Annotated in this window: 18 protein-coding genes and 1 pseudogene; 15 read left to right on the plus strand and 4 right to left on the minus strand. The window is 56.8% G+C overall.

Annotated elements, in window-relative coordinates; all coding sequences use genetic code 11:
* The 4 genes from D1224_RS14085 to D1224_RS14100 all read left to right on the plus strand — a co-directional run.
* Positions 1–1914 (plus strand): efflux RND transporter permease subunit (locus D1224_RS14085; protein ID WP_147372404.1); only part of this gene is annotated, 1914 nt, incomplete at its 5' end.
* Positions 1898–2146: a hypothetical protein gene (locus D1224_RS14090; protein WP_119380606.1), complete on the plus strand. Its 249-nt coding sequence runs from the start codon at positions 1898–1900 to the stop codon at positions 2144–2146. The genes D1224_RS14085 and D1224_RS14090, both read left to right, overlap by 17 nt.
* On the plus strand, positions 2130–3062 hold the full coding sequence (locus tag D1224_RS14095; protein ID WP_119380607.1) for a cation diffusion facilitator family transporter: 933 nt from the start codon (positions 2130–2132) through the stop codon (positions 3060–3062). The genes D1224_RS14090 and D1224_RS14095 overlap by 17 nt, the downstream gene beginning before the upstream one ends.
* Before the next feature lie 239 nt (positions 3063–3301).
* A complete protein-coding gene (locus D1224_RS14100; protein WP_119380608.1) occupies positions 3302–3907 on the plus strand; it encodes a hypothetical protein in 606 nt (201 codons plus the stop codon).
* Positions 3908–4069: 162 nt separating this feature from the next.
* On the opposite strand, the gene D1224_RS16350 is transcribed toward D1224_RS14100, so the two are convergent.
* Positions 4070–4246 carry a hypothetical protein gene (locus tag D1224_RS16350; protein ID WP_182482314.1) on the minus strand — a complete coding sequence of 59 codons (177 nt, stop codon included), beginning with the start codon at positions 4244–4246 and terminating at the stop codon, positions 4070–4072.
* 438 nt (positions 4247–4684) lie between these two features.
* On the opposite strand from D1224_RS16350, the gene D1224_RS14105 reads away from it, so the two are divergent.
* Complete coding sequence (locus D1224_RS14105; RefSeq protein ID WP_119380609.1) at positions 4685–5647, plus strand: haloalkane dehalogenase; 963 nt, start codon at positions 4685–4687, stop codon at positions 5645–5647.
* Here D1224_RS14105 and D1224_RS14110 read toward each other — a convergent pair.
* The 3 genes and pseudogenes from D1224_RS14110 to D1224_RS16910 form a co-directional block, all read right to left on the minus strand.
* Complete coding sequence (locus D1224_RS14110) at positions 5644–6438, minus strand: acetoacetate decarboxylase family protein (RefSeq protein WP_119380610.1); 795 nt, start codon at positions 6436–6438, stop codon at positions 5644–5646. The genes D1224_RS14105 and D1224_RS14110 overlap by 4 nt on opposite strands.
* Before the next feature lie 178 nt (positions 6439–6616).
* Positions 6617–9052, minus strand: coding sequence for a PAS domain S-box protein (locus tag D1224_RS14115; RefSeq protein ID WP_119380611.1), 2436 nt, complete (start codon positions 9050–9052; stop codon positions 6617–6619).
* 306 nt (positions 9053–9358) lie between these two features.
* Positions 9359–9460: pseudogene (locus D1224_RS16910) on the minus strand (IS6 family transposase); the annotation flags it as partial.
* A 50-nt stretch (positions 9461–9510) separates the two neighbouring features.
* Between D1224_RS16910 and D1224_RS14120 the strand changes: the two are divergent.
* The 10 genes from D1224_RS14120 to D1224_RS14165 all read left to right on the plus strand — a co-directional run.
* On the plus strand, positions 9511–10044 hold the full coding sequence (locus D1224_RS14120; protein ID WP_119380612.1) for a globin: 534 nt from the start codon (positions 9511–9513) through the stop codon (positions 10042–10044).
* Positions 10037–10453, plus strand: a complete 417-nt coding sequence (locus D1224_RS14125) for a hypothetical protein (protein ID WP_119380613.1) — start codon at positions 10037–10039, stop codon at positions 10451–10453. Before D1224_RS14120 ends, D1224_RS14125 begins: the two co-directional genes overlap by 8 nt.
* The gene (locus D1224_RS16885) at positions 10450–10731 is read left to right on the plus strand and encodes a DUF1971 domain-containing protein (RefSeq protein WP_182482315.1); all 282 of its coding nucleotides are present in this window, start codon (positions 10450–10452) and stop codon (positions 10729–10731) included. The genes D1224_RS14125 and D1224_RS16885 overlap by 4 nt, the downstream gene beginning before the upstream one ends.
* Before the next feature lie 268 nt (positions 10732–10999).
* Positions 11000–11554 carry a DUF305 domain-containing protein gene (locus D1224_RS14135; protein ID WP_119380615.1) on the plus strand — a complete coding sequence of 185 codons (555 nt, stop codon included), beginning with the start codon at positions 11000–11002 and terminating at the stop codon, positions 11552–11554.
* Positions 11555–11607: 53 nt separating this feature from the next.
* Positions 11608–12963, plus strand: coding sequence for an MBL fold metallo-hydrolase (locus D1224_RS14140; protein ID WP_119380616.1), 1356 nt, complete (start codon positions 11608–11610; stop codon positions 12961–12963).
* Between the two features lie 105 nt (positions 12964–13068).
* Entirely contained in the window at positions 13069–13344 is a 276-nt protein-coding gene (locus tag D1224_RS14145) for a metal-sensitive transcriptional regulator (RefSeq protein WP_119380617.1), read from the plus strand.
* Between the two features lie 59 nt (positions 13345–13403).
* Complete coding sequence (locus D1224_RS14150; protein ID WP_119379869.1) at positions 13404–13823, plus strand: hypothetical protein; 420 nt, start codon at positions 13404–13406, stop codon at positions 13821–13823.
* A 72-nt stretch (positions 13824–13895) separates the two neighbouring features.
* Positions 13896–15110 (plus strand): TolC family protein, encoded by a 1215-nt coding sequence (locus D1224_RS14155; RefSeq protein WP_119379868.1) that lies wholly within the window; start codon positions 13896–13898, stop codon positions 15108–15110.
* Positions 15107–16951, plus strand: coding sequence for an efflux RND transporter periplasmic adaptor subunit (locus D1224_RS14160; protein ID WP_233350491.1), 1845 nt, complete (start codon positions 15107–15109; stop codon positions 16949–16951). Before D1224_RS14155 ends, D1224_RS14160 begins: the two co-directional genes overlap by 4 nt.
* Positions 16952–16960: 9 nt before the next feature.
* Positions 16961–19761, plus strand: a 2801-nt coding sequence (locus D1224_RS14165) for an efflux RND transporter permease subunit (protein WP_147372406.1), incomplete at its 3' end; no start/stop codon positions are given.

Below are 19761 nucleotides of genomic sequence, written 5' to 3' on the forward strand. Positions count from 1 at the left end.
ATGATGGTCGACGGCGCCATCGTCATCGCCGAGAACGTTGATCGCGGACTCCGCGAACGACGCGAGGATGAAGATAGCCGCACGACTGTCGCGCGAGCGAGCGCCGAAGTAATCGCGCCGCTGACTGCTGCCGTTGCCGTGGTGATCATCGTCTTCCTTCCGCTCTTCTCGCTACAGGGCACAGAGGGCAAGACGTTCCGGCCGCTCGCCGCTTCGGCCGCACTCGCGATGACAGGGTCGCTGATCTATGCGGCGCTCATCGCTCCGGCCATGGCGCTCGGCCTCATGCGTCCGCCCACGAGCAATAGCCAGGAGAGCGACAGTCGGCTTGTTTCACAGATCAAGCCGCTTGCGGCCTTCTTCGTCCGGCGTCGTCTTGCGGCGGTCGGGCTCGCGGGCATCCTGCTGCTGGTCGGGGGATTGTCGGCCACACGTCTCGGCTCGGAGTTCACTCCGGCGCTGGAGGAAGGCGACATAATTTTGAGAGTGACTATGGCGCCTTCCATCTCACTCACCGAGGCAAAGGAAACCTCGACGCGGATCGAGCAAAGAGTGCTAGATTCTTTCCCAGAGGTCAGTTCGATCGTCAGCCGGATCGGGCGCGGGGAAGTCGGCGCGCATGCCGACCCGGTCAACAGTATCGAGGCCTTCGTGGCGCTCAAACCCCGAAGCGAATGGCGCGATGGCATCAGCCCGGACGAACTTCGTGCGTCGATCTCCGAAAATCTCGGCAGCTTTCCAGGTGTCAGGGTTAATGTCGGCCAGCCGATCGCCATGTCGGTTGATGAACTCCTGACCGGCACAAAGGCGCAGCTGGCGGTCAAGATCTTCGGGCCGGATACGGAGGTTCTTCTGGAAGGCTCGCAGGATTTGCAGGCGGTCCTGCAGGAGATTCCGGGAGCCACAGACGTCCAGGCCGATCAGATCACCGGCGCGCCTCAGCTTGTGGTCTCGCTCGACCGTCCGGCGCTCGGCCGATACGGCCTGAGTGTCGAGGAGGCGCTTGACGCCTTGCGTTCAGGTGTTGGCGGGGCAGAGGCTGGCGCCGTTTTCCAGGGGGTACGCCAGTTCCCCGTCATCGTGCGCTATGCCGAAGAAGACCGCGACACGCCCGCGGCCATCGGACGGATCATTCTGGAATCATCCAGCGGCGCACGGGTTCCACTCGAAAGCGTGGCAGACATCAGGGAGATCGTCGGGCCGCGCCAGATCACGCGCGAGAATGGCGAGCGCTTCATCACCGTCCAGCTCAATGTGAGAGGACGCGACATCGGCAGCTATGTCGCCGATGCGCAGGCGGCGGTCGCCGGCCAGCTTGACTTACCGGCCGGTTACCGCGTCGAATGGGGCGGGCAGTTCGAACTCCAGCAAGAAGCGAATGCGCGGTTTGCGGTCGTGATCCCGATCACGCTGGGCATCGTGTTCCTGATCCTGCTATTAACCTTCGGGCGCATGAAATCAGCCATCCTGATCCTGCTCAACATTCCGCTGGCGCTGACCGGCGGCGCGATGGCGCTCTGGGTTGCGAGCCTGCCGATCTCGGTGCCCGCGACGGTCGGCTTTATTGCCCTGTTTGGCATCGCGCTCGGCAATGGCATGGTGCTGGTCAGCTTCATGGATGATTTTGCCAGGGAAGGCCGGGGCCGCGATGAACTTGCCGTCGAGGCGGCAGGCTTGCGGGCACGTCCTGTTCTGATGACCGCCCTTACGACGGCGCTCGGCCTTGCGCCACTGCTCTTCGCGAGTGGTGTCGGTGCTGAAGTGCAGCGGCCACTGGCCACGGTCGTCATGGGCGGGCTGGTCTCATCGACCGTGTTGACCTTGCTTGTCCTGCCAGCCCTTCACCGCTGGTTCGCACCGAAGCCCGACGCGCACCATTCCTTGTTGGAGGCCGAGCATGTTCATCCATCGTGAACTTCGCGTTGCGGTCATGTCGATTTCTCTCGCAGCCCTGGCGGGCTGCGGGAATCTCGGCAACGCGATGGTGTCCCTTTCAAGTGAGCAGGCGGCCAAGGTGCAGGAAGAATGCGGCCTGATACCATCAAAGAGCCGTGTCAAAAACGCGGTACACGCGCGGCGACGCGCGTATCTCGAATGCAAGCGCAAGGTGCTGGAAGAGGAGGCCGATCATGAGCCACGCACATGAACATGACAGCCTTGATCCCAAAAGCGGTGATCGCCGGGTCTCCATTGCTATCTGGGCAAACGCACTACTAACCGTTGGGCAGGTTGTCGGGGGGATTCTCTCCGGCAGCCTCGCGCTCATCGCCGATGCTCTGCACAATTTCTCTGATATGGCGTCGCTCGTCATCGCGTTCGCTGCGCGCAAGATTGCGCGGCGACCGGCTGATGAGCGGATGACCTTTGGGTATGGCCGCATCGAGATCGTCGCAGCCCTGATCAATTATACATCTTTGACCATCATCGGCCTCTATCTGATCTATGAGGGTGTCATGCGGATCATTGATCCCCCCGCCGTTGGCGGCTGGACGATCGTTATTCTTGGCGGTGTTGCGCTGGTCATCGATACGCTGACAGCCCTCCTGACCTATTCGATGCAGAAAGGGAGCGTGAATATCCGGGCGCTCTTCCTTCACAACCTTTCGGATGCACTCGCATCGGTAGCCGTGGTTGCAGGCGGAACGCTCATCCTCCTCTATGACTGGAGACTGGTCGATCCGCTCGTGACGATCGGTATCGCGGTATACATTCTCTATCTGTCGTTCCGTGAAATTGGCGGGCCGATCCATATGTTGATGCTGGGTAGCCCACCCGAGATCGACAATGCCGCCGTCGTGGAAGCGATGCGAAGTGTCGATGGCGTTGCGGACGTTCACCACGTGCATCTCTGGCAAATGCAGGAACACGAGACGGCGCTCGACTGTCACGTCGTTGTGCCTGAACAAAACTGGTCGAGCATTGAGATCATCAAGGCGGCAATCAAGGAGCATTTGAACCAGCGCTTCGGTATTGGTCATTCAAGCCTTGAGTTCGAGCGTGAAGACAACGCTCACAAGAACGCACCTGTCTACGGGCACGCATCCTCTCAAGCAAAGGAGTAGACTTGTGTTAGCGAGACACTGACTGAATATGCCGATGTCCTTCAGGTTGTCTGCGAGACCAAACTGACAAGCGAAGATACTCGGCGGATGCACGATCTGCGGCACTAGCACACAGCCAATGTGGATAAGGGCCTCGTCATTGATTTGACGAGCTTCGAGGTTTTGAATGGTTTGGTGCATTGCGAAGCCCATGAGCGCGATATGTCTGCTTTTGCGTCCTTAGCAGCCGAAATGCATAAGTGGCATCGCATTATTGCCAGTATGGGAAAGAGGTCGACGGCTTTGTATCCGGCTCTCAACCTCCGGAGTATTCGCGCGCCTACCGCGTTCGGACCCAATACACGCTTGCCGAAGGCGAGGAGGCACATAACCATGATGGTGGAGGTGAAGGCCACCACCATGACGATGAGACCAGCGCTGCCGAAGTCATTCGCTCTGAAGCACTCATTGTGGGAGAGGACGCCGCGCCTGCATTGTCCAGCGAGAATGGCCTTACGGCCGCTGCAAATGGCCTACAGTTTGAGCTGAGTGCTGCTGAGACCGTGAACGTCGGTGTTCCTGTCACGCTCACCGTCACGGTGACTGGCTCGAATGGCGCACCATTCGAAGGGCTGGAGCCGCTCATGGAAGCGTACGGCCATCTCGTCGGGTTCAGCGAGAGTGCCTCAAGCATGATACACGCCCATCCGACCCGCGCGCACCAGCATGGAGCAAATTCGCGAGGCGGACCTGAGCTTCAATTCGATGTGATGTTCGATGAGGCAGGCCCGGACCGTCTGTTCCTTCTAACAACAGCAAACGGCGAGGAAGCGAGCGGGCCTTTCACTATCAACGTGAACAACTAGGTTTGTCAGAGACCTAAGACGGATCGTTTAGAAGTGTCGCAACCGGTTGCAACTGGCAAATACCGCTATGGACTTTGCTACATTATGCGCTTCGCTCGCGCGGCCACTCAGAAATTCAAGCTATTGTTTAATATTGATATTTCCAACTACCCAACTACTTCATTACTCGTCCATAAAATCGTGCTTATTTGCCCACTTGCGCACCGTTTCCACCACGATTTCGGCAAGCTCAACTGAGGCATCGTCTGCTTTTGGAGTGGTGATGTTTCGAATATCACTCAGGACATCTTCTGGTGCGGTGCGGATCGCCACATAAATCAATTCTCTAAGCTTGTTCAAGCGATGTGCCAATTGACTTGCCCCCATCCCGTGCAGATCACATGCTGCGGTTGCTTATCTAACGTAATTGTAGGTCGTCACAAGCTGACGCCACGGAAGCACGCATATGGCAATACCTGGCATTGTCGCGTCCGATTTTATGACGCTGCGCAGACTGTTCGGCTGGCTGGGCCTAGGCCGCAACTGGACATAGTTACTTACCATCGAGCGCGCGTATTTTTAGAAGAAGAACCGATCTCTCACATTGCCATCATACGCGAAAGCAAGCGTCAGCCTGCAAATAGTCGGATACGCAAAGCTTTGCCTCGCAGGTTGGGCAACAGAGGTAAATTTTACGTTTACCATTGTCGATCTAGTTGAGTATTGCACGGTAGAAAAGCAGCGTGAGATTCATGCACCTCAAGCACGGGCAGTATATTGCGGAGGAAAAGTTAAATAATGAACGATTCTAGTGCGTCTCCGTCTAAGGGTTTGGCAAGAACTCCCGAAGCTCGCTTCGACTGTCTAGACGAATATCCCTTTCAATCCCATTATGTAGAGATCCCTGATCTGGAATTTGGCAGCATCCGTCAACACTATCTGGATGAAGGACCGAAGAACGGACCGCTCGTTCTGCTTCTTCACGGCGAACCAACCTGGTCATACCTCTACCGGCACATGATCCCCATCCTCGCCGAGGCTGGTTGCCGGGTGATCGCACCGGATCTCATTGGCTTTGGAAAATCAGACAAGCCACTTTATCCGCGTGACTTCAGCTATGGGCAGATGGTCTTGTGGCTTATGCGCTTCCTCGAACGGCTTGAACTGAAAAGAATTACGATGTTCTGTCAGGACTGGGGTGGGTTACTGGGATTGCGATTGGCTGCGGTTCAGCCGGAGCGCTTTGACCGTATTATTGCAAGCAATACCGCTTTACCCGATGGATCACGACCAATGCCGGATCAGTTCAGGAAATGGCGTCGTTTTTCCAGATGGTCGCCCGTATTTCCCATTGGAAAAATCGTCACTCGCGGCACAGCGAGGGGGATTAGTGAGCAGGCGGCCGCTGCTTATGATGCGCCATTTCCAGGCATTAAGTGGAAGGCCGGCGCGCGCAGACTTCCCAGCCTTGTTCCTTTAAGCCATAAAGATCAGGCGCTTGCTGATAACCAGAAGGCCTGGAGCGCATTGAAGCGCTTCGATAAGCCGTTTCTAACCCTGTTTGGCGATTCCGATCCCATAACCGCTGGCTGGGATAAGATTTTCCAGGACCGTATTCCCGGGGCGAGAAACATGCCTCACGAAACACTTCCGAACACGGGACACTTCTGCCAAGAAGACTCCGGACACCTGCTCGCCGAAAAAGCCCTCGCCTTTATTCGATCGACGTCTGGCAGCGGCCAAGTACGCCAGGCAAACTAGGCGAGCACCCGCGCGAGGTCTCCCCGAAGGTCTGCACGCGCCTGCATTATGACTGCGGGGCGTGTGTATCCAGCAATGGGAAGACTTCTCAATGAGGCAACAATATGAGCCTGGGTCGGGTTCTTGTGCATCGCGGGCGCCGACCATTGAAGGCTGGGCGTTCCGGTCTCAACATGGCGCACCTTGAACTCCTGCGGGAAAAGAGTTGGTTGAGCGAGAGCGGCGCCTGCCGCATTCGTCGCAGGAATGAATCGGAAACCGAACCAGTTCATTGATTTGAACTCCGCCTCGACATTCGCTCGTTGCTCCGGGGTTGCCACGCACACATCAGAAGCGAGAATCTCGCAATGCGTATGCCCACCATAATGGCTCCAGGTGCGAACAGTGGCATCAGGAAACCGCCTTAACGCTTCAACCTCGCCGAAAATCTTTGGAATACCGGTTTGCTCTCGACCGGGGAGAATAGGAGTGGCTCGGTTTTCCCACACGACGAGGCAGTACCAACCGTCAATACCCTCGGCTTCCCATCGCGCCGCGATATTGACGGCCACGATATTGTACGGCTCCGACCCCATCCAGCGGACACCCCTGTTTTCCATCATTGAGACCATGACTTCGTTCTGGCGCAAGCTGAAGCCGCCCGGCAGAAATGAGGCCAGACGTTCTTCGTCTGACTCATAAAATATCGTTAGCGCGGTGGTGTCATCGTAGATCGTCGGCTCGCCAGACAACGGCTGACCGCCGAAGTGATGAGGCATCATATAAGCGAGCGTGTCGTCAAAGTTAGGCATCTTTCCTCCCCAAGATTTCGCAGCGTTCTAGATTTTGCCGAAGGCCTTGGCAATGCGACCCTACCGGTTCCGCGACTTGAGATTGCTTCTGGCAATTGGTAGCACATTGAGCATCAAAGCGGGGCGCTTGGACCGAAGTCGGAGTTGATCAAGAGCATTCTCGCCAGAAAGAGAAACGCTACTTAGCTCTCCGCATCGATTGCTTCCGCGAAAGAAGCTCTCGAAGGGCGGAAACAAGATCTTTGTCCTGATAGGGCTTGTTCACGAACTTAATATCGCTCTCCGACACTTTTCCAGACAGTTCTGAGCTTACATCTCTTCCCGAGGTAACGATAAATCCCATGGAAGGCCTCTCACCGACTGCCTCGGATATGAAATCGAGACCGGATCCATCCGGCAGGCCAATGTCAGCTATCAGGATATCAACAGCTTGCTCAGCGAGTGCTGATCTGGCCTCCGAAATCGTGCCGGCCTCTATGACGCGATGTCCCGCCTCTTCAAGTACGTCCGTCGCAACAAGGCGAATGAATGCTTCGTCCTCAAGAACCAGTATGGTTCGCTGCACGTTCTCGGCCTTTTGCGGCGTGGTAATGCTCGCTTTTTCACTTCGATATTTATTCAACAGCTCTCTGACCTTTAAAGCCAAGCGTTCGCGTGTGAATGGTTTGCTAATAAGAGAAACACCGTCATCCAGCCGGCCAGCGTGAACAATAGCGTTTCTAGTGTATCCAGATGTGAACAAGACAGCCAAATTGGGCAATTTGGCTTGAGCCTGACGCGCCAGATCTGGGCTACTCACAGACCCGGGCATGACTACATCGGTGAACAGCAAATCGATTGCGATCCCGCTGTTGACGATCGCAAGCGCATTCTCAGCATTGTTGGCTTCGAGGACTCGATACCCAAGATCTCGCAATAGTTCGAGAGAGGTGGTTCGCACGGCGTCATCGTCCTCGACTAAGAGAATTGTCTCGTCACCGCCGCTCACCGTTTCGATGTGTTCAGCAACGATGACATCTTCTCTCTCACGTGTACGGGGTAGATAGATACGCACCGTCGTACCTTGGCCTTCTTCGCTGTAAATTTTGATGTGACCTTCGGATTGCTTCACGAACCCGAAAATCATGCTGAGGCCGAGACCAGTCCCTTTCCCCACAGGCTTAGTTGTAAAGAACGGGTCGAAGACCTTGTCGACAATGTCTGCGGGAATACCACACCCGGTGTCTGTGATGGCAAGCATCACATACTGGCCAGGCTTCACCTCGGCATGCGCGCGAGCATAGGCTTCATCGAGTTCAGCGTTCCCGGCCTCGATCGTCAGCTTCCCTTGCCCATCCATAGCGTCACGCGCATTTATCGCGAGGTTCAGGAGAACATTTTCGATTTGTCCCGGATCGACCAAAGAGTTCCAAAGTCCGCCAGAAATCACCGTCTCGACTTCAATTGTCTCGCCTATTGCGCGCCTTAGTAACTCGTCCATGTTGCGAACGAGCCGCCCGACATTGACGACTTTCGGCTCTAGTGTTTGCTGCCGGCTAAACGCTAGAAGCTGGGTCGCGAGCCTTGCCCCGCGAGCAACAGCGTCAAGAGCTGCATCAAGACGCTGGTGCAAGCGTTCATCCGCCGCAGGCGACTTCTTTGCAAGCTGCAAACTTCCACTTATGACCTGGAGCAGATTGTTGAAGTCATGAGCAACGCCTCCGGTTAGCTGGCCAACAGCTTCCATCTTCTGCGCTTGCACGAGCTGAGCTTCAACGCGCCGCCTCTCAGCTATCGCTTCGTCGACGCGTCGACTGAGTTCGGCATTGAAGTCGTTGAGAGCCTTTCGAGCTTTCTGCTCTTCTTCAATGTCGCGAACCTCAATAATCGTTCCGAAGGTCTGACCGGTTTCATCTTTCATCGGCGACGCTGTGAACGCGACCGGGTAAAACCTCCCATCCTTGTGGACGAAAATTTCCTCTCCCTGTGTCTGATTATCTTCCGGAAAGGCACGGTCAATTGCGCACTCGTCTATGGGGAACGGGCGCCCATCTGGATAGGTATGATGCACGACGTCGTGGAGCGGACGGCCAATGGTTTCTTCGAATTTGTAACCCGTCAGTTCCTCAGCAGCCTTGTTCATGAAGACGCAGTGTTGGCGGTGGTCCATCATGAACACAGACATGGTGGTGTTATTTAGTATGGCATCTAACCGGCCGGTCGTGCGGCGCAACTCGTCTTCAATTGCTGTCTTATGCGTGATGTCCTGTATCGCGGCGAAGAAGAGTGGCTGCTCGGAATTGGCAACGAGTTGCAGGCGAACGGACACGTTATAATCCGTCCCATCCTTGCGCCGGTGGATGGTTTCAAAATCTAGATAACTAACTTCGCCCGACACCAGAGGAGCAACGGTATCCATGAACTCAGCTTTGGAAAACCCTGGCTTGATGTCCCAAGGCGCAAGCGACCTCAGCTCGCGATTCGTGTAACCTAGGTTCGTTCTTGCGCCCTCATTGACCAGCACAAATCGGTACGTATCTTGGCTGAAGAGATAGATCTCAGTTGCTGAATTTTCGACTATTTGTCCCAACCGTTCAGCGGTGAGGTGCTCTAAAAAACCATCGTTGGGGTCCATGCAGCCCGCCTCCTAAAACCATATGATGATACAGCTGCCACATCCGACGGAAAATTCCGATATAAAATGCAAAGCAAGTGTCGATACGTTTCGGTCGGAGCCTTCTTTAGTTTTCCAAGATGCAAGAATGTGGGATAAATACCCTGCTACGCAGTTGCCAAGCACCTTGTAGTTCTGGGGTCACAAAGGAATATTTCTGATAACGGTCAAAACGCTTCGCCAAGAATTCACGACAGGCGATCCATTGATACTTTTTCCCATCGGTTCTTGGCCATGGTCATTCCGAATATATCCACGCGCCCTACCCTATACAGCCAGACGCTGGCGCCATTCTAGGAGAGCAGCATCTCGCTGCGATTGGAAAGCTTGGCGACGGTTGATGTGGCGGTCGATGTAAAAGTGTGAATAGTCCCTAGGCTTGCAGACGCTTTCTTCCGCACGTTTGAGGCAAGTAGGCCATGATGGGTAAGGGTATTTTCAGCGACGATTTCAAACGGAATGTAGTGGCGCAGATCACCACTGAGCGAGGCTATCGCGTTGCGGAGGTCGCAACGAGTCTTGGCGTCAGAGAGCTCCGCTTCAAAATACAGACAGAGACTTCTGCTCTCCGACTCGATTATGTCTACATCTCGCGCCTCGCCGGCACCGTTTATGAGCATGTCCGCACAAATGCTAAGCTTGGACCGGTCTTCAACACTGCTATTCCGGACTGGGAGCCGCATTCAGTAACGATAAAACGGTTTTGGGCGTCCGTCGCATCGAGTGCAGGCGAGTATAGCGGCAAACCTGTCCCTACTCACCACACACATGTGGAGGCGACCACGCCTGCGGGTTACAAAACATCGCTTGCTATGTTTCAGAAGACATTAAAGGGCACTGCTTTCGCGGCGGCAGCGAGGGGCTGTTTCGCGGCGCGCGCTGACCGCATCGCCAACAGTGTTAGACTTGCAATGTTCAATGAGCCGGAATTGGGGCGGACCAGACATGACTAAGCCCCATATCGCATTCATCTGCTTTGTCTGCATATGGCTTGGCGCAGCGATAGGCGCAAACCTTATCGCCGCGCCGGCTAAGTTCACAGTCACGGCATTGAACACTGCAGACCTGGTCAGTGTGGGGCGTGTGCAGTTCACTTACGTTGGCTATATGGAGTTAGTGATGGGAGGCCTCGCTACAGCCTGTATTCTGATTGCGACCAAGCCGCGAGGCTTGGGCTATGGCGTCACGATTGCGGCGTTCATCGCAGCAATCTTGATTGTTCTGGCCCAGCGCTTTTACATCCATCCCGCGCTTATATCTGAACCAAGCGCTTTTCTTCACCGCACCTACGTCTCGCTGGAGATCATCAAAGTCGCAGCCCTGGCGGTGGTGCTTCTATTTCTCGCAAGGGCATGCTCATGACACGAAGCAGTATCCCAGACAGCATTGAAGTGTATGCACAGTCTCCGATCTTTCATCAGGATACCGTTCCTAAGAAACTGACAAAGGCGCATAGCACAAAGCCGGGTACATATGGCCGCCTCAACGTATTATCCGGCGCTCTTACGTATGTTGTGACCGGGCCGCCCGAAACGCGCACAGACCTCTATGGGGGTGACAGCGTCCTCATACGACCTGAACAAGTCCACTATGTATCAATAGATGGGCCGGTTAAGTTTCAGGTTGATTTCATGAAATAATTTCAGGCTACGAACTCAATATTTAAAAGTGATGAAGACCTGAGCCTGTTAGACTTGCCGAACACAACAGCTTGGACTGAAATCAATCATTGGGTGCTTGCTGATTTCGTGCTCGGTATCCTTCATTTTCTTTCTGATGCGAAACCTATTTGATGCTCCAACTTCAGTCGGAATTCAAAAATCGGAATAGCTCGGAACCTGTTTACACCCTTTCCCGTTAGTCGTGGAAATACCCCGCCACCGTATAAGGAGGACGTTCAAAGTGGAGATGAAGAATAGCTATTGGCGCTTTGGTGCCATGATTGTCACGTCGATGATCGTGATGTTCGGGCTTATGTATCTTAATACGTACGCGTGGGAGCATGTTCGCTGGAGCGAGACGCGCTTCTACATGGCTTTCATCATGGGTGCGGCGATGGCCGTCGTAATGCTGAGCTTCATGCTCAACATGTACAAGGACAGCCGGATTAATTCCGGCATTTTCATTGGCGCTGCCGTGGTGTTTGTCCTGGCGTTGTGGCTGGTGCGCAGCCAGAGCACGGTCGAGGACCGGTCGTACATGAAGGCGATGATACCCCACCACTCCATTGCAATTATGACAAGTGAACGCGCCGGCATCGAGGATGTCCGTGTACGTGAGCTTGCCGACGAGATCATCACGGCGCAGCGCCGCGAGATCAAGGAAATGGAGTGGCTGATTTTGGACATCGCGGAGAATGGCCCGGCGTCGACTGAGAGCGAGGCGGAGAGCCGTCCCGTTCCCCCTTTTGAAGGCACGCTCAATCCAGACGACGCTGCCGGTGCAGCCATCGCCGAGGACTGACGCGCTTTTCGCGTCCAGTCAGACCCATTCGATCCCGAATAGGAGCGAAACAAATGAGACTTGAAAAGATCAAAACACAGGGCCTTGCCCACCTCTCCTACTTCCTGAGCGCCGATGGCGAAGCCGCCGTCATCGATCCGCGGCGTGACATCGACATCTATCTGGAGCTCGCCCGTGAGGAAGGCTCTGTTATCAAGCACATTTTCGAAACCCACCGGAATGAGGACCTTCTGTCAGGCGCGCCTGTGCTGAAGAAGGAGACCGGCGCAAAGGTATGGCATGGGCCGAACCCTGAAAAGCCGATCCAGTATGCCGCCGAGACGCGGGAAGGTGACAAGTTCGAGATTGGCGGCGCCCTTCTTAAAGTGCTCGAAACGCCCGGGCACACAGACGACAGTCTCTCCTACGTGCTTTATGACAAGAGCTTCGAGGAAGGTCCGGTTGGCGTGTTCACGGGCGATGCCCTGTTCATCGGCGATGTGGGTCGCACGGACTTCTATCCCGATCGCAAACGCGAAGTCGCCGGCCTGCTTTATGACAGTCTTAAGAAACTGATGGGGCTCGGCGACCAGTGCCTCGTATATCCCGCCCATGGCGCAGGTTCAGTCTGTGGCTCCGGTATGGCCGACCGGGAGTTCTCCACCATCGGCCATGAAAAGGTCAACAATCCGCGCCTGCAGATCGGGGACCGGGAGGCCTTCATCGACGCCAAAGTGGCGGAAAACCACTATATTCCACCCTACTTCCGCCGTATGGAAGAAGGCAACATGAAGGGCACCGAAGCCGCACCGCCTGCGCCTCTGCCTTCCTCCCCGGCGATGTTGCTCGATCCCGGCGACGCGATCTGCCTCGATGTCCGTGGCATTTTCGACTTTGCCGGCGGCCACCGCACGCACTCGCTCTGCATCCCGCATGACATGCTTGCCGCCTTCGCGGGCTGGTTACTACCAAACGACAAACCGGTGCTGCTACTGGCCCGGGATGAGACCCAAGCCGTCGACGCGGCCACCACGCTTCAGCGCATCGGCTTCGACAATGTGAGCGGATTTTTCAGAGGCGCCATGCCCTTGGCCGTTAAGAACGGTCCCCTCGACATGCTTGATTTCGTCGATACTGAAGCGGTGGCCGCGCGAGTGGACAACCCGCCCGAAGGTTGGACCTTGCTCGATGTCCGCGCCATCGACGAATATGAAAACGGCCACATCAAGAACAGCAAGCACGCTTATGTCGGCAAGCTGCCTGAAGCAGCCAGTGAGCTCGACCCGGACAAGCCCGTCACGGTCATGTGTGGGAGCGGTGCGCGAGCAACCATTGCTGCCTCCCAGCTCATGCGGCACGGCTTCTCCAGGGTCGATGTCTATATCGGATCAATGAAGGCGTGGACCGCAGCTGGAAATCCTATTGAGTGATGAGTACCAGTCTGTCTTGGGCGGAATCTTGTGATGCTGAGCACAAAGAAACTGGCAATTGCCTCACAAGCTCCCCAGATATATACCCCGTATGGGGTATTTGCCATGAAGACTGGAACCAAAGATGCAGCGACCCGTAGGCTGGCCCGAATTGAGGGACAGGTGCGTGGCATATCGAGGATGGTGGTGGAAGATCGCTATTGTATCGACGTAATCCGTCAGGTGCAGGCAGTGAAGGCCGCGCTGGCGGGGCTAGAAGCTACTATTCTCGACGATCACATTGCGACCTGCGTGGACCATGCTCTGACTGGAACCAATGTCGACGAGCGACGAGAAAAGGTCGAGGAGCTTGTGGCAGTGCTCGGCGGGCGCAAAAAGTGATAGAATCTCTCAATGTATTGTACTGAAATTTCTGGATTATTGACCTAACCACCAAACCGATGCCCATTCTGATACGACTCCTGACCCTTTTGGCCGCAGCAATTCTTACTGCGCAGCCTGTCATGGCATGTCCGTTCATGTTGGGCGACGAGGCGGCCACCAAGGTCGAAATCAGCACAAGTCATCCTTGCCACGATATGGCGATGGAAATCGAGGCGGACGCAGATAAATCTCCGCAGTCGTCGTCGGATTCAGATTGCCTGGCGGGCACAGATTGCGCGCCCATGCTGATCCAGGCGCAGTCGGACGCCAACCCAATTACACTGTCTGCCGATCCTTCTCCTGTCCTGCCGATCATACTCGCTGAAGCGCCCGTTGCGTTTCCGCCTGAACGGTCGACCCTCTCGACAGGACCGCCGCCAAATGCAGTCCTGCCACACCAGACACCCATTTCTCTGAAACAGCGCTTCCTGAATTGAGAGCGGTGACCTTCGGCTTCCACAGCAGCCTGACGTCATCGTTTCACACAATTCAGGAATTCCCGTTTTATCATGCCCCACATTGCCAGAATCCTGCTGGTCGCAGCGTTTGCTGCTATTCCACTGGCGACGGTTGCCAGCGCTCAGAGCTTTGATGAGCTTGAAGCCCGTCTCAAGTCGCATCCAAGTCTTTCCGCTCTCGGTTATGATGCCGAGGCCAATCGGGAGCGTGCTATCGCTGCAACAGCGTTACCGGATCCCGTCGTATCCCTTGGGATCAACAACTTTCCGATCTTCGATCCCTCCTTCGACACTTACCTGCCGACCAATAAAGCCGTCGGCATCCGGCAACAAATTCCAAACCTCGCAGGCCGGCAAGCGCGCGCCGGTGAAGCCCGGGCGATGTCGGTCCAGACCGAGGCGATTCGCAATGCTCGTTACGCGGCATTGCGCGCCGAACTGATCGCCCTTCTGGCTGACAAGAGAAGAATAACCAGACAGAAAACTCTCGCCGAAGCGCGAGATGCAAAATATGACGAGCTTGTCGACATTGTAGAAGCAGAAATCGATGCGGGCCGCCCGGCCGTTTACCGCCTCGCGGAGATTGAAAGCGAGCGGGCGGAAGTGTCCCGGACGCTTGTTGATCTCGATCAGCAAGAAGCCGAGACCGATGCGCTCCTGGTCGAGCTCGTCGGTCTGGTTCCCTCGACCAGCGCCCCTCCCCTGAATGAAAAAGACTGGTCCGGTGCCGCGCTTGAGTTCCATAACGTGCGTGTTGCCGATGCGGCGGTCCGCGTTACCAATTACGGTGTCGATGAAGCCCGCTCAGCGTGGAAACCTGAATGGGGCGCCCAGCTCACTTATCAACAGCGCGATGAAGGCGCGATGTTCGCGGGGGATGACTGGGTCTCCGGTATGGTGACTTTTACGGTTCCGCTCTGGGCCGAAAGGAAGCAGGCACCAAACTTGCGCGCCGCTAAGGCTGAGCGGGCCGGCGCCGAGCAACGCTACCAGGCTGCCGCACGGAATGCGGCGGCTCAGTACGCATCCCGGGACGCCATTATCCGCTCGGCCGATGACAGTATCAATGTCCTGCAGGTCAAAATTGCTGCCGTCGAAGACGAAGTCGAGGCCCAGTTGATTACTTATGAGTCCGGTGTTGGCGGCTATGCGCCGATCATCGACGGCGAGATCGCCATTCTCAAACTCCGGGCGGAAATCGAAGCTGAAACGGCCCGCAAGGCTGCTTCGATCGCACGCCTGAATGCCCTCCTGGTAACACAATGAAAAAGACATTCCTGATAATTGGCACGGCATCTGCCGCCCTCTTGTTTGCCACATGCGGCGCGCCTGCCCGAACATCGGGCGGCCAGGCTGAATTGCCAAGCGCTTCGAGCGAGACGCAGCGATACACCTGCCCCATGCATCCGCACTATATCTCGACCGATCCGGACGGCACCTGCCCGATCTGCGGCATGGATTTGGTGCCCGCCCAACATCCGCAGGAGCCGTCAGGCTCAAAAGGAGAAATCCTTTACTACAAGCATCCCATGGGCAAGCCGGACACGTCCCCCGTTCCGAAAAAGGATTCCATGGGCATGGATTATATCCCGGTCTATGCCGATGACACCGGCTCGGGCGTGGCGGTCTCGCCGGAAATGATCCAGACCATGGGGATCAGGACAGCACAGGTCGAGACAAGTGATTTTGGCCGGAGACTGAGAGCCTTCGGTACGGTCGAGACGAATGAGCGGCTGGAGAATGTTACCGTATCGCGGCTGGAAGGCTGGATCGAGGATCTGGCGGTCAATGCCGAAGGCGACACGGTCCGCTCTGGTAGCCTTCTCTACCGGATCTACAGTCCGGACCTGATCGCCGCGCAAAGGGATTATCTGAACTCTTTCAAAATTGGAAACGAGGCGCGTATCGCGTCGGTCCGGCAGCGCCTGCGCTCACTTGGTATGCAGAACGCGGCCATCGACCTGCTCACCGAAACCCGCCAAGTCATTGAGCGCGTCCCGGTCTATGCGGAAGCTGGCGGCACGGTTGCCGAGCTCCAAATCCGCAATGGCGACTATGTAAAACCCGGTACGCCCATATTACGGCTTCAATCCTATGCCGATGTGTGGGTCATTGCCTCTGTGCCGGAGAGCGATTTGCCTCTGGTGGAGACAGGCATGCCGGCCGAGCTCGATTTTCCAAGCGCGCCCGATGCGCCTGGCGAAGGCCGCATCGATTATATCTATCCAACAATTGATCCAAATACCCGCACCGCCGATGTCAGGATCGAAGTGGATAATGCATCGGGCTATCTTCGCCCGGGCGCCTATGCAGACATAAGCCTGAATGTCGGTGGCCATCCGCGGCTTTCGGTTCCGAGTGAAGCCATTCTGCTTGGTGGTGAGGGTGCCAGTGTCGTCATCGCCGAAGGCAATGGCCGCTTTTCCGGACGCGCCGTGCGAACGGGAATCTCAGCCAATGGCCGGACCGAAATCCTGTCGGGACTGGAAAGTGGCGACATGGTCGTCGCCAGCGGGCAGTTCCTGCTGGATAGCGAAGCCAACCTGAAAGAAGGCCTCTCCAAGCTGGAGGCTCCAGAAGCGAGACCGGCCAGTCCGGAAACACCGCTCTCCGATATTCCGATGGACGACGAAACCCTGGCTGAGATCGATCACTTCACCGACATGGCGCTCTATTTCCACGAGGCCCTGACGGATGGGTATGACATTGATCCGCTGTTCGTTGGACCGGCCCTCGCCCTGGCGCCTGTACTGAGAGACCGTTACGCGAATACCAAGCTGGCGCCGGTCATCGATGCCTCGCAAACCGCGCTGGCCGCAGCGCGGGATGCCGCCGGCAATGAAGACCTCACCACTCAGCTCGCCAAACTCGTAGAAGCCCTGAAACCCTGGTTGCTCGACGGCGCGCCACAGCACTACAGAGATGCGGGTCTGGCCCTCTACAGGGACAGGGCAACTGACCGGCACTGGCTTCAGGAGGCTGGCACCCCCGCCAACCCTTATAGCGATGATGGAGAAGAACAGATCGGCTGGCCAGACCCGATGGCCGGCATGCCGATGAATGTCGATCGCGGCGCCCCTGGCGTCAACCAGGCCAGCGAGCGCTAGGAGGTAGGCATGTCAGAACAAGATTCAAACGACCTCGCCGGTCGTGATCCATCAAAATCATGGGTCGCGAAGCTGATCTCTTGGTCGGTGTCCAACCAGCTCATTGTCCTGATGCTCGCTGCGGCCCTCGCCATCACGGGGTGGATGGCCATCCAGCGCACGCCCCTTGATGCAGTGCCGGACCTGACCGACACACAGGTCATCATACGCACCGATTTTCCCGGCCAGAGCCCGCAGATCGTCGAGGATCTGGTTACTTATCCCCTGTCGACAAATCTTCTCGGCCTGCCAAGGACGAAGGATGTGCGCGGCTCTTCCATGTTCGGCACCAGTTTCGTCTATGTCATCTTCGACGATGATGTTGATATGTACTGGGCACGCTCACGCGTCCTGGAAGCCCTCTCAAGACTGGGGTCGGAGCTGCCGGATGGCGCCGTGCCGCAGCTTGGCCCCGACGCGACAGGCGTCGGCTGGGTCTACCAGTATGCCCTGGTCGACAAAAGCGGCAACGTCGATCTCGCGGAGCTCCGTTCGCTTCAGGACTGGTTCCTGAAGCTCGAACTCGCAGGTGTGGAAGGCGTCGCGGAAGTCGCGTCCGTCGGCGGCTTTGTCCGGGAATACCAGGTTCTCCTCGATCCCAACCGCCTGCGAAGTTACGACCTGTCGATTACACGTATACAGGATGCGGTCCGTGCGGCCTCGATCGAGGTCGGCGGCCGTGTGCTCGAACAGGGTGAAACCGAATATGTGATCCGCTCGTCCGGCTATGTCGATGAGAAAATCGATCTCGAACAGGTCGTGGTCAAGGCGGAGGATGGCACACCTGTCCAGCTGAGCGACGTGGCGCGAATTGTCGAAGGCCCGGCTCTCAGGCGCGGTATCGTGGAGCTCAATGGCGAAGGTGAAACGGTAGCGGGCATCGTCGTCATGCGTGATGGCGAGAATGCCCTCTCCGTGATCGACCGCGTGAAGGAGAAACTCCACAGCCTCCAGAGCGGCCTGCCGGAAGGGGTCGAGATAGTCACCGTCTATGATCGCGCCCCGCTCATCGAAGGCTCGGTCGATTATCTGAAGGACAAGCTTATCGAGGAAGGCATCGCGGTCACGCTCGTCATCCTGATCTTCCTCCTGCATGTTCGCTCGTCCCTAGTCGCCATTATTACCCTGCCTCTTGGTGTGCTCGGGGCCTTCCTGATCATGTCCTGGCAGGGCGTCACCGCGAACATCATGTCGCTTGGCGGTATCGCAATCGCGATTGGAGCGATGGTCGACGCCTCGATCGTGCTCGTCGAGAATGCCAGCCGGAAACTGGCGGACTTGGGACCGAAACCCGATCCGAGAGTCCGCCGTCAGGCGCTGGTCGAGTCCGCCCAGGAAGTCGGCCCCGGCATATTCTTTTCACTCCTGATCATCACGGTCTCCTTCCTGCCGGTCTTTGCCCTGACCGGTCAGAGCTTCAGGCTCTTCAGTCCGCTTGCCTATACCAAGACGTATGCGATGGCCTTCGCCGCCATCCTGTCGGTCACGCTCGTGCCTGTCCTGATGCTGCATCTCATGCGGGGGCGCTTTCGCCGCGAGGAAGCCAATCCACTGAACGCCTTCTTCGTCTGGGCCTACAAACCGCTGCTCCATCTAGCCCTGAGGTTCAAGTGGATCACAGTCGCCCTTGCACTCGCGCTGACGGCTAGCGTCATCGTGCCCGTCCAGAGGATCGGCTCGGAATTCATGCCGGCCCTTTATGAAGGCGAGCTCCTCTATATGCCGACCACCCTGCCCGGCGTGTCATCGACCAAGATGCGGGAGATTCTTGGCCAGACAAACCGCGTCATCAAGACTGTTCCAGAAGTCGACCGTGTCTTCGGCAAGGCCGGGCGCGCCGATACCGCAACCGATCCGGCGCCACTCACCATGATCGAGACATGGATCGAGCTGAAACCGAAGGACGATTGGCGGCCAGGTGTGACGGTCGAGGACATCACCGATGAGCTCGATGCCAAGCTGCAAATGCCCGGCCTTGTGAACTCATGGGGCTACCCGATCAAGATCCGTATGGACATGGTTTCAACAGGTGTGCGCACGCCCATTGGTATCAAGGTCACCGGAGACGATCTGACCGAGATCGAAGCCATTGCCCGGGAGATAGAAGCGGCCGTTTCGGACGTACCCGGAACGCGCTCGGCCTTCGCCGACAGGGTCATGGGCGGCAAATATCTCGAGATCACGCCGGACCGAGGCGAACTCGCCCGGCGCAATATCGACATGGCCACCTTCCAGTCCGTGATCCAAACCGCCTTGGGCGGCATGACACTCACCCAGTCTGTCGAGGGCCGGGAACGCTATGACATGATCCTGCGCTATGATCGGCCATTTCGTGAGAGTGCCACAGACCTGGAAGAGATACTCGTCCCCGCCCCGTCCGGCGCCCATATCCCTCTCAGCGAACTGGCGGACATTTCCTATACGGAAGGCCCGCCAATGATCCGGTCGGAAAATGCCCGGCTGACTGGCTGGGTTTTCGTCGATATCGCGGACCGGGACATGGGCAGCTATGTTGCAGACGCCAGACAGATGATTGCCAACGCCGTCAACCTGCCCGCTGGATATGCGGTGGAGTTCTCCGGCCAGTATGAACAGATGCAGGAAGCGAATGCGCGGCTGAAAATTGCCATTCCAGCGGCGATTGCCCTGATTTTCCTGCTCCTGATGCTCCATTTCGGAAGGCTCGACCGGACCCTCATCATCATGGCGAGCCTGCCTTTCGGCCTGATCGGCGGGATGTGGGCCGTCTGGCTGGCTGGCTACAACCTGTC

It is taken from the genome of Henriciella barbarensis, from assembly GCF_003576345.1.
Classification (GTDB): Bacteria; Pseudomonadota; Alphaproteobacteria; order Caulobacterales; family Hyphomonadaceae; genus Henriciella; species Henriciella barbarensis.

Bases quoted from the DNA above. Each gene is read 5' to 3' on its own strand.
- D1224_RS14090 (WP_119380606.1), top strand. From the start codon at position 1,898: ATGTTCATCCATCGTGAACTTCGCGTTGCGGTCATGTCGATTTCTCTC.
- D1224_RS14095 (WP_119380607.1), top strand. From the start codon at position 2,130: ATGAGCCACGCACATGAACATGACAGCCTTGATCCCAAAAGCGGTGAT.
- D1224_RS14105 (WP_119380609.1), top strand. From the start codon at position 4,685: ATGAACGATTCTAGTGCGTCTCCGTCTAAGGGTTTGGCAAGAACTCCC.
- D1224_RS14110 (WP_119380610.1), bottom strand. From the start codon at position 6,438: ATGCCTAACTTTGACGACACGCTCGCTTATATGATGCCTCATCACTTC.
- D1224_RS14115 (WP_119380611.1), bottom strand. From the start codon at position 9,052: ATGGACCCCAACGATGGTTTTTTAGAGCACCTCACCGCTGAACGGTTG.
- D1224_RS14120 (WP_119380612.1), top strand. From the start codon at position 9,511: ATGATGGGTAAGGGTATTTTCAGCGACGATTTCAAACGGAATGTAGTG.
- D1224_RS14125 (WP_119380613.1), top strand. From the start codon at position 10,037: ATGACTAAGCCCCATATCGCATTCATCTGCTTTGTCTGCATATGGCTT.
- D1224_RS16885 (WP_182482315.1), top strand. From the start codon at position 10,450: ATGACACGAAGCAGTATCCCAGACAGCATTGAAGTGTATGCACAGTCT.
- D1224_RS14135 (WP_119380615.1), top strand. From the start codon at position 11,000: ATGAAGAATAGCTATTGGCGCTTTGGTGCCATGATTGTCACGTCGATG.
- D1224_RS14140 (WP_119380616.1), top strand. From the start codon at position 11,608: ATGAGACTTGAAAAGATCAAAACACAGGGCCTTGCCCACCTCTCCTAC.
- D1224_RS14145 (WP_119380617.1), top strand. From the start codon at position 13,069: ATGAAGACTGGAACCAAAGATGCAGCGACCCGTAGGCTGGCCCGAATT.
- D1224_RS14150 (WP_119379869.1), top strand. From the start codon at position 13,404: ATGCCCATTCTGATACGACTCCTGACCCTTTTGGCCGCAGCAATTCTT.
- D1224_RS14155 (WP_119379868.1), top strand. From the start codon at position 13,896: ATGCCCCACATTGCCAGAATCCTGCTGGTCGCAGCGTTTGCTGCTATT.
- D1224_RS14160 (WP_233350491.1), top strand. From the start codon at position 15,107: ATGAAAAAGACATTCCTGATAATTGGCACGGCATCTGCCGCCCTCTTG.